This is a genomic window from Brevundimonas sp. UBA5866 (assembly GCF_002432125.1).
Classification (GTDB): Bacteria; Pseudomonadota; Alphaproteobacteria; order Caulobacterales; family Caulobacteraceae; genus Brevundimonas.
Genome location: NZ_DJFS01000014.1, coordinates 345 through 8,956, shown reverse-complemented (window position 1 = coordinate 8,956; position 8,612 = coordinate 345). Strand labels below are relative to the sequence as shown.

The 8,612-nt window shown below is 62.2% G+C and carries 10 protein-coding genes; 8 read left to right on the top strand and 2 right to left on the bottom strand.

Annotated features, from left to right (window positions below; all coding sequences use genetic code 11):
• The 6 genes from B3H86_RS01230 to B3H86_RS01205 all read left to right on the top strand — a co-directional run.
• A partial coding sequence (locus B3H86_RS01230) for a pyridoxine 5'-phosphate synthase (protein WP_292050744.1) occupies positions 1-360 on the top strand: 360 nt, incomplete at its 5' end.
• Entirely contained in the window at positions 357-758 is a 402-nt protein-coding gene (gene acpS / locus B3H86_RS01225) for a holo-ACP synthase (protein WP_292050743.1), read from the top strand. The genes B3H86_RS01230 and acpS, both read left to right, overlap by 4 nt.
• A 54-nt stretch (positions 759-812) precedes the next feature.
• Positions 813-1,739 (top strand): signal peptidase I, encoded by a 927-nt coding sequence (lepB, locus tag B3H86_RS01220; RefSeq protein ID WP_292050742.1) that lies wholly within the window; start codon positions 813-815, stop codon positions 1,737-1,739.
• 11 nt (positions 1,740-1,750) lie between these two features.
• Positions 1,751-2,449, top strand: a complete 699-nt coding sequence (rnc, locus tag B3H86_RS01215) for a ribonuclease III (RefSeq protein WP_292050746.1) — start codon at positions 1,751-1,753, stop codon at positions 2,447-2,449.
• Positions 2,446-3,414 (top strand): GTPase Era, encoded by a 969-nt coding sequence (gene era, locus B3H86_RS01210; protein WP_292050741.1) that lies wholly within the window; start codon positions 2,446-2,448, stop codon positions 3,412-3,414. Before rnc ends, era begins: the two co-directional genes overlap by 4 nt.
• Before the next feature lie 46 nt (positions 3,415-3,460).
• The gene (locus tag B3H86_RS01205; protein WP_292050740.1) at positions 3,461-4,666 is read left to right on the top strand and encodes a serine hydrolase domain-containing protein; all 1,206 of its coding nucleotides are present in this window, start codon (positions 3,461-3,463) and stop codon (positions 4,664-4,666) included.
• A 62-nt stretch (positions 4,667-4,728) separates the two neighbouring features.
• Here B3H86_RS01205 and B3H86_RS01200 read toward each other — a convergent pair whose 3' ends face one another.
• On the bottom strand, positions 4,729-6,240 hold the full coding sequence (locus tag B3H86_RS01200; RefSeq protein ID WP_292050739.1) for an acetyl-CoA hydrolase/transferase family protein: 1,512 nt from the start codon (positions 6,238-6,240) through the stop codon (positions 4,729-4,731).
• A 171-nt stretch (positions 6,241-6,411) separates the two neighbouring features.
• On the opposite strand from B3H86_RS01200, the gene B3H86_RS01195 reads away from it, so the two are divergent.
• Both B3H86_RS01195 and recO read left to right on the top strand, forming a co-directional pair.
• Positions 6,412-6,879, top strand: coding sequence for a nuclear transport factor 2 family protein (locus B3H86_RS01195; RefSeq protein ID WP_292050738.1), 468 nt, complete (start codon positions 6,412-6,414; stop codon positions 6,877-6,879).
• Between the two features lies 1 nt (position 6,880).
• On the top strand, positions 6,881-7,612 hold the full coding sequence (recO, locus tag B3H86_RS01190) for a DNA repair protein RecO (RefSeq protein WP_292050737.1): 732 nt from the start codon (positions 6,881-6,883) through the stop codon (positions 7,610-7,612).
• Between the two features lie 9 nt (positions 7,613-7,621).
• On the opposite strand, the gene B3H86_RS01185 is transcribed toward recO, so the two are convergent.
• The coding region (locus B3H86_RS01185; RefSeq protein WP_292050736.1) for a helicase-related protein at positions 7,622-8,612 on the bottom strand (991 nt) is incomplete at its 5' end.

Sequence of the window (8,612 nt, the reverse complement as noted above, 5' to 3'; positions counted from 1 at the left end):
ATCCGTGTCTCGCTGTTTATCGAGCCGTCGCCCGAGCAGGTGACCGCCGCCGCCGCTGTCGGCGCGCAGGTGGTGGAGTTCCACACCGGCCGCTACTGCAACCCGTCGGGTGCCGAGCGTGCCGCCGAGTTCGAGCGCCTGAAGGCCGCCGCCAAACAGGCGCACGATCTGGGGATCGAGGTCCACGCGGGCCACGGTCTGGATTATGCGACCGCGGCGACCATTCTCGACATTCCCGAGATCATGGAACTGAACATCGGCCATTTCCTGATCGGGGAGGCGGTGTTCGTCGGACTGGATGCAGCCATCCGCCGTATGCGGGCCGCGATGGACGCCGCCCTTATGGGAGCGGGCGCGTGATCATCGGCATCGGCTCCGATCTGTGCGACATTCGCCGGATCGAAGAGACGCTGGAACGGTTTGGAGACAGGTTCAAAAAGCGCTGCTTCACATCTGTCGAGATCGCACGATCCGACCGTAAACCCGATCCGTCGTGGAGCTATGCCAAGCGGTTCGCCGCCAAGGAAGCCTGTGCCAAGGCCCTGGGCACGGGCATCCGTTCTGATGTCTACTGGCGCGATATGGGGGTGGTGAACCTGCCCTCCGGCAAGCCGACGCTACAGTTGACGGGGAACGCTGCGGAGCATCTGAAAAAGCTGACCCCGGACGGTCATGTGGCGCACATCCACCTCACCATGACTGACGAGTACCCATATTCTCAATCATTCGTAATCATCGAAGCCTTGCCCGCCGCCTGATGAAAGATTAGGCGAATATGTTACCTCGCGTTGTGCGGGGGATTCGAGCAGACCATGAGCGACGACACCAAGGCTGAGTTTGGTGAAGCGGACGCAGCCGAAAACAAGGCCGCCCGCCAACCCGTTTGGAGCGACGATGGAGACGCCCCCTTTGATCTGGGGGATGATCCCGAAGCTCTCGAAAGCGAAAAGCCGATAACTGCGCCGCGGCGCCGAAAGAAGGCCAAACCTGTGACCGAGAAAAAGTCCGCGGCAAACGAAACTGTCGAGATCATCAAGACGATAGTGTTTGCTCTGTTGATCGCGTTGGTTGTTCGCGTTCTTCTGTTCCAGCCGTTCACCATTCCTTCGGCATCGATGGAGCCGAACCTCTATGAGGGCGACTATATCGTCGTGTCGAAATGGTCCTACGGCTATTCGAAACACTCGATCCCGTTCAGCCCGCCGCTGTTCGAGGGCCGCGTGTTCGGCAAGGCTCCGGCGCGCGGTGATATCGCCGTGTTCAAACTGCCGCGCGATACCAAGGTGGATTACATCAAGCGCGTCATCGGCCTGCCGGGCGACAAGGTGCAGATGCGCGGCGGCAAGCTGTTCATCAACGATGCGCCGGTCGATGACGTGGTCGTGACCCGTCAGGAAATGAGCGATCTGTTCGGCGCGCGCTCGCTGGCCAAGGTCCGCGAGACGCTTCCGGGTGGCAAAACCTTCATGACGCAGGACTTTGGCCCGAACTTCGAACTGGACAATACGCCGGTGTTCGAAGTGCCGACCGGTCACTACTTCATGATGGGTGACAACCGCGACAACTCCATCGACAGCCGCGTCGAGCGTTCGATGGGCGTGGGCATGGTTCCGGAAGAGAACCTCGTCGGTAAGGCCCAGATCATTCTGGTGTCCTGGTCGCCGGGTGCCAGCCTGTTCAATCCGGTCAGCTGGTTCGCAAAACTGCGTCCGAGCCGCTTCTTCCAAAAGCTGAGCTAATGGCCGGTCAAATCAACCAGAGGACCGTCGCTGTCGAAAAGCTGATGGTCAATCTGGGCTATCAGTTCAAGGACCGCTCCCTGCTGGAGCGGGCCTTGACCCATTCCAGCGTGGCCGAGAGCCACAATACCAAGATCAGCGACAACGAGCGTCTGGAGTTCCTCGGCGACCGTGTGCTGGGCCTGCTGGTGGCGGACTATCTGGTGCGCGAGTTTCCCGAAGCGGATGAGGGCAGGCTGTCGGCCCGTCTGCACTCGCTGGTCGATAAATCGGCCTGCGCCCGCGTGGGCGAGGCGCTGGGCATCGGTGCGGCCCTTCGGCTGTCCGCCGGAGAAACCAAGACGGGTGGCCGCAGAAAGGCCGGAGTTATAGCCGATGCTGTTGAAGCTGTGCTGGCAGCCGTCTATCGCGACGGCGGCCTGGACGCAGCGCGCGCGGTCTTTGACCGTGCATGGGCGCAGGAGATTTCTTCGCCGCCCGAACCGGCTATCGTGAACCCCAAATCCGCGCTTCAGGAATGGGCGCAGGGGCAGGGGCGTCCGTTGCCGACCTATATGATTGTGGAGCGTACCGGCTCCGATCACGCACCGACCTTTACGGTCGAGGTTGTGGTACAAGGCTATGAACCCGTGCGGGCCACGGGGCGTTCGAGGCAGGAAGCCGAAAAGGCTGCTGCTGTCGCACTTATGAAACGTGAAGGCGTAATTTGACCGAGACTGAAAACACCCCCGTCCAGACCGAAGGGCAACGCGCAGGTTTTGCTGCCATCATCGGTGCCCCGAATGCGGGCAAGTCCACGCTGGTGAACCGGCTGACGGGATCCAAGGTTTCGATCGTTACCCAGAAGGTCCAGACCACGCGCTTCCCCGTGCGCGGCATCGCCATGCACGACAATGCCCAGATCGTTCTGGTGGACACCCCCGGGGTGTTCAATCCGCGCCGCCGCCTGGACCGTGCGATGGTCGCCTCGGCGTGGGCCGGTGCCGAGGATGCCGATGTGATCGTGCATCTGGTGGACGCGCAGGCCCATCTGGGCGCCGAAAGCCGCGATGGTACGCCGGCGGACCGCAAGTCGGCCGAAGATACCGAAACCATCATCAAGAACCTGAACAAGATGGGCCAGAAGGTCATTCTGGCCCTGAACAAGATCGACGGCATGCGCCGCGACACCCTGCTGGCCCTGTCGGCAAAGCTGTACGAGACGGGGGCCTATACCGAGGTCTTCATGATCTCTGCGGACAAGGGTGACGGCGTTGATGACCTGAAGGCGCGTCTGGCCTCGGCCATGCCGGAAGGCCCGTGGCTGTATCCGGAAGATCAGGCCGCCGACGTTCCGGCCCGCGTTCTGGCTGCTGAAATCACCCGCGAGAAGGTCTATCTGCGCGTCCACGAAGAGCTGCCGTATTCGGCGGCGGTCGAAACGACCAGCTTCGATGACCGCCCCGATGGTTCGGCCCGTATCGAACAGACCATCTATGTCGAGCGCGAGAGCCAGCGCCCGATCGTGCTGGGCAAGGGCGGCCAGACCCTGAAGTGGATTGGTCAGAAGTCCCGCGAAGAGCTGGAACAGCTGTTCGACCGCAAGATCCACCTGTTCCTGACGGTCAAGGTTGACCCGAAGTGGCAGGATACCAAGGCCATGTATTCGCAGTTCGGCCTCGAATTCGACGTCTAAGAGTTCAGTGTTTCAAGTTCCCCAAAAGGCAAATCGTCGGCCCTGGTTGCTGATCGGTATTGCCACTGTGGCATTGCTGGCCGGCGGTTACACGCTGGCCCGCATGCACGGCCCTGAAACCCCCGATGCCAGCCTGGTTTCGGCAGAGGCCGATCCGCTGTTGGTCCGGCCGGAAATCCGGGTCGTCGAAAGCCTGCCCCAGCTTAAGCAGCGGCTGGATCATATGGCCGCAACACGCCAGTTCACCGGCGCGGTATTGGTGGCGCGCGGCAATGAGGTCCTGTTCCGGCAGACCTATGGCAAGGCGAACTACGAACAGCAGACGCCTTTTGAGTTGGATACGCGTTTCCGGCTGGCCTCTGTGTCGAAACAGTTCACTGGGGTTGCGGTCCTGAAGCTTCAGGACGAGGGCAAGCTGTCGGTCAATGATCCGGTCTGTCAATGGATTCAGCCGTGTCCGGAGCGCTGGGCCAATGTGCGCATCCATCATTTGATCAGCCACACTTCGGGCATTCCCGATCTGATGGCGCAGGCCAACTGGGGCCAAGTGCGGGTGACACCGCATTCGCCGGAACAGCTGTTGGCCAATGCCACGCGCTATGGGCTGCAATTCCAACCGGGCGAGAAGGTTCGCTACAATAACGTTGGCTTCAATCTGGCGGCCTATATCGTGGCCAAGGCCAGCGGAATGTCATTCGAAGACTATCTGCAAAAGACGTTTTTCGAACCGCTGGGCATGACACAGACCGGCTCTGACGTGCATGCCAATACGCCGGGTCTGGCGATGGGTTACGGCCTGTTCCCGCAGGGGCTGACGCCACAGCCGCTGGCGAATGTTAGCGTGGTTCATGGTGCGGGTGCGTTGTACTCGACGATGGATGACCTGCTGATGTGGAACCTTGCGCTTCACAACGGCCGCATCCTGAAGCCGGAATCCTATGCGGACCTGATACGGGACCATTCACCCGAGGATACGCCCAAGGAACGGGGCCGTCCGCATCGGGCCTATGGCTATGGCGTGTTTATGAACTCGCTGGGCGAGCGGGTTTCGCCTTCGTTCAGCGAGCCGCAGATCTACCATACGGGCTCTTGGTCGGGGTTCCGCAACCTTGTGTCGTATGAGCCCACACAGAAGATTACGGTCGTGGTTCTGTCGAACAACTACCACCTTCGCGATCAGGTCTTCCTGCTGAGCCAGCAGGCGATGGCCGAGGCCTTGGGGCATCCGTTCCCGACATCGATGAGCCGTTAGAAATAAGGCCGGATGGGCGAACCATCCGGCCTTTTTTGTCATCGTGAGGGTGGGGGACTTCCTCAGGCGGGCAGCATGCTGCCCGTCTCGATGAAACGCTGGTGCCACGACAGGGCTTCGGTCAGCATGTGCGGTGACTGCAGGCCGTACGACGACGTCAGGGCGCGGTCGTAATAGTCCTGCAGCATGTCGCGATACATCGGGTGGGCGCAGTTGTTGATGATGACCTTGGCGCGCTGTTTCGGCGACAGGCCGCGCAGATCGGCCAGACCCTGCTCGGTCACGATGACCTGCACGTCCTGGGTGATGTGATCGACGTTGGACGCCATCGGCACGATGGCCGAGATCTTGCCGCCCTTGGCGGTCGAGGGCGTGACAAAGCACGAGATGTAGGCGTTGCGGGCAAAGTCGCCCGAGCCACCGATACCGTTCTGGATTCGCGAACCCATGACCTGCGTCGAGTTGACGTTGCCATAGATATCGGCCTCGATCAGGCCGTTCATGGCGATACAGCCCAGACGGCGGATCAGCTCGGGGTGGTTCGAGATTTCCTGCGGGCGCAGGATGATGCGGCCACGGAACTGTTCCATGCGGCTGTTCAGGTCCGCAGCGGCTTCCGGCGACAGCGAGAAGGCGGTGGCCGAGGCAACAGTCAGCTTGCCCGAGTCCAGCATGTCCAGCATGCCGTCCTGCAGCACTTCGGTATAGGCCGACATGCGCTCGAACGGGCCGTCGTTCAGGCCTGCGAGAACGGCATTGGCGACGTTGCCCACGCCCGATTGCAGCGGCAGCAGCGAAGCGGGCAGGCGGCCCTGTTTCACTTCGTTCTTCAGGAACTCGATCAGGTGACCGGCGATGGCGCGGGCGTTGTCGTCCGGCGCGGCGAACGGCAGGTTGCGGTCAGGGGCGTCGGTTTCGACGATGGCTTTGATCTTGTCCGGATTGACCTTGAAGGTCGGCTGGCCGATCAGTTGGTCGGGTTTCACCAGCGGGATCGGCACGCGTTCCGGCGGCAGGGCGGTGCCGTAATAGATGTCGTGCATGCCCTCAAGCGCCGGGTTCTGCCAGCGGTTGACCTCAAGGATGATGTTCTCGGCGCGGTCCAGCCAGGTCTTGTTGTTGCCCACCGACGAGGACGGAACCAATTCGCCGTCTTCGGTGATGCCGGCGACCTCGACCAGAGCCGTATCGAGCGGGCCAAGGAAGCCCTGCCACGCCACCGGAGCCACCTGGCTCAGGTGCATGTCGAGGTATTCCATCTTGCCCGAGTTGATCTTCTCGCGGGCAATCGGGTCCGAGTTGTAGGGCAGGCGGAACTCGATACCGTCAGCCGCCGCCAGTTCTCCATCCAGTTCCGGTCCGGTCGATGCGCCGGTCCAGACCTTGATACGCATCGGGTCGCCTGCCTCGCGCAGGGCCGTCATACGCGCGGCCAGCGCCGACGGAACCGCCTTGGGATAGCCCGAGCCGGTGAAACCGCTCATGCCGACGTTGGCACCGTTGGGGATGAGCGCTGCGGCGTCCTGTGCGGACATGACCTTGGATTTCAGCGCCTGATTGCGAATGACAGACATACTCGACCCTATAGATGCGCCCCATTAACTCAGGGCGCTGTGTATGGCTTAAAGGTGGCAAGTGCCCGATTCCAATGCGCCTTTGGTCGTAACCGCAGAGCCATGCTCGGTGACCTACGGAGGATGCGCATCCAGTTTCCGTTTCAGGCATGACGGTGTAGAGTCCAAACCATGAACATTCTTGCTTCGCTTATGCTTGCTGCCACTCTGCAATCGCCGCCCGCCGGACCGGATATTGCGGGGGCGGATGCCGTGCTGGACCGTTTTCACCAAGCTGCGGCTCGCGCTGATGGCGAAGCCTATTTCAGTCTGTTCACACCGTCGGGACGCTTTGTCGGCACCGATGCCGCCGAGCAGTGGAGCGTCGAGGAATTCCGCGCCTATGCCGAGCCCTATTTCTCACGGAGGCGTGGATGGACCTATATTCCGCAGGAGCGCGAGGTACGTTTGTCTCCGGTCGCGTGTCAGTGCGTCGCCACCTTTGACGAAGTGCTCAGCAACGACAGCTATGGTCTGGTGCGTGGCTCGGGGACTTTGATCCGTGGTGGGGACGGATGGAAAATCGAGCACTATGTCCTCAGCTTCACCGTTCCCAATGACAAAGCCCGCGCCGTCGTGGCGGTGATAAAGGCAGACTGAGTTGGAGTTTCAGGACGAAGCCTTCGTGCTGTCGGCACGCGCCCACGGCGATACGGGTATGGTGGTCGAGCTGTTGACCGAGCGGCATGGACGCCGTGCCGCCTATGTGGCCGGCGGAGCGTCGCGTCGCATCAAACCCTTCCTGCAACCGGGGGCCAAGGTCTTGGCTGATTTCCGGTCGCGCACCTCAGATCAACTGGGTTCGGCGCGGCTGGAGCCGATCGGCGAGGGGCCTGCGTCGCTGTTCGATGATCCAGTCGCCCTAACCGGACTGAGTGCAGCGGCTGCGGTCGCAGGTGGGGCCTTGCCGGAACGCGAGCCGTTTCCGGGGGCGTTCTATGCCTTCGACGCCTTGATGTCGGCCTTTGCGATTGCCGACATCTGGCCCGCGATCTTTGTACGCTATGAAATGGGCCTGCTGGAGTCGCTGGGCTTTGGATTGGACCTCAGCCGTTGTGCCTCAACAGGTGATACCGATGATCTGATATGGGTCAGCCCCCGCACGGGCCGTGCCGTCAGCCGCACGGCGGGCGAGCCCTATGCCGACAAGCTGCTAACCTTGCCGCCATTCTTGCTTGGTGCACAGGCAGGTTTGGACGACGGCGACGTCCGGCACGGGCTGAACCTGACGGGCCATTTCCTTGAGCAATACGTCTTCCATCCGATGAACAAGCCGCTGCCCCCCGCGCGGTTCTGGATGATCGACAAGTTGGAAGCGGCGCAGCGCCTTTAACGGAGGCGCTCAGTCAATACTGGCGCGATCGGTTCGCCAGTCGAACAGGCTCTCCAGCACCTGAATGGCTTGACCGCGCTGGCTCTCCAGTTTCGGATCGCGGTTTAGTACCAGACGCGCATCGTCGGCGGCGGCCAACAGCAGGTGGCGATGCTTGATCGGGTCGGCAAAGCGGTAGGCGGGGAAGCCGCTCTGCTTCAGACCCAGCGGATCGCCACCGCCGCGTAGACGGAAGTCCTCCTCCGCGATCAGGAAGCCGTCCTCGCTGTTGCGCAGGATTTCCAGACGCTTGGTCGCCGTCTCGCCGAGTTCGCCGTTCTCGCCCGCACCGTACAGCAGAATGCACGACGACGCCTTGGCCCCGCGCCCGACGCGGCCCCGCAGCTGGTGAAGCTGGGCCAGACCAAAGCGGTCGGCGTGTTCGATCACCATGATCGAGGCATTGGGCACGTCCACGCCGACTTCCACCACAGTGGTGGCGACCAGAACCGGCAGTTCCCCCGCAGCAAAGCGGTTCATCACAGCCTCGCGCTCGGCACCGTTCATCTGTCCATGCGCCAGCCCGACCTCGGTGCCAAGGAAGCGGCGCAGGGCCTCGGCGCGGTCCTCGGCGGCGGCCAGGTCGATGGCCTCGGACTCGGCCACCAGCGGGCAGATCCAATAGGCCTGTGCGCCGCCTTCGACGGCGGCCTTCAGGCGCTGGGCCACTTCCTTGATGCGGACCAGAGGCACCACGGCGGTGGTGACGGGCGTGCGGCCCGGCGGCTTTTCATTCAGGCGGCTGACGTCCAGCTCGCCGTATTGGGTCAGTTCCAGCGTGCGCGGAATGGGCGTGGCAGACATGGAAAGCAGGTGGACGCCGTTGCGGCCCTTGTCCTGAAGCTGCTGGCGCTGTCGCACGCCAAAGCGATGCTGTTCGTCGATGACGGCCAGTGCGAGGTTGTCGAACTCCACCGCATCCTGAAACAGGGCGTGTGTACCGATGGCGACCTGAACCTCG

Excerpts from the sequence above, each read along its gene's own strand:
- lepB (WP_292050742.1), top strand. The coding sequence starts at position 813 with ATGAGCGACGACACCAAGGCTGAGTTTGGTGAAGCGGACGCAGCCGAA.
- B3H86_RS01200 (WP_292050739.1), bottom strand. The coding sequence starts at position 6,240 with ATGTCTGTCATTCGCAATCAGGCGCTGAAATCCAAGGTCATGTCCGCA.
- B3H86_RS01195 (WP_292050738.1), top strand. The coding sequence starts at position 6,412 with ATGAACATTCTTGCTTCGCTTATGCTTGCTGCCACTCTGCAATCGCCG.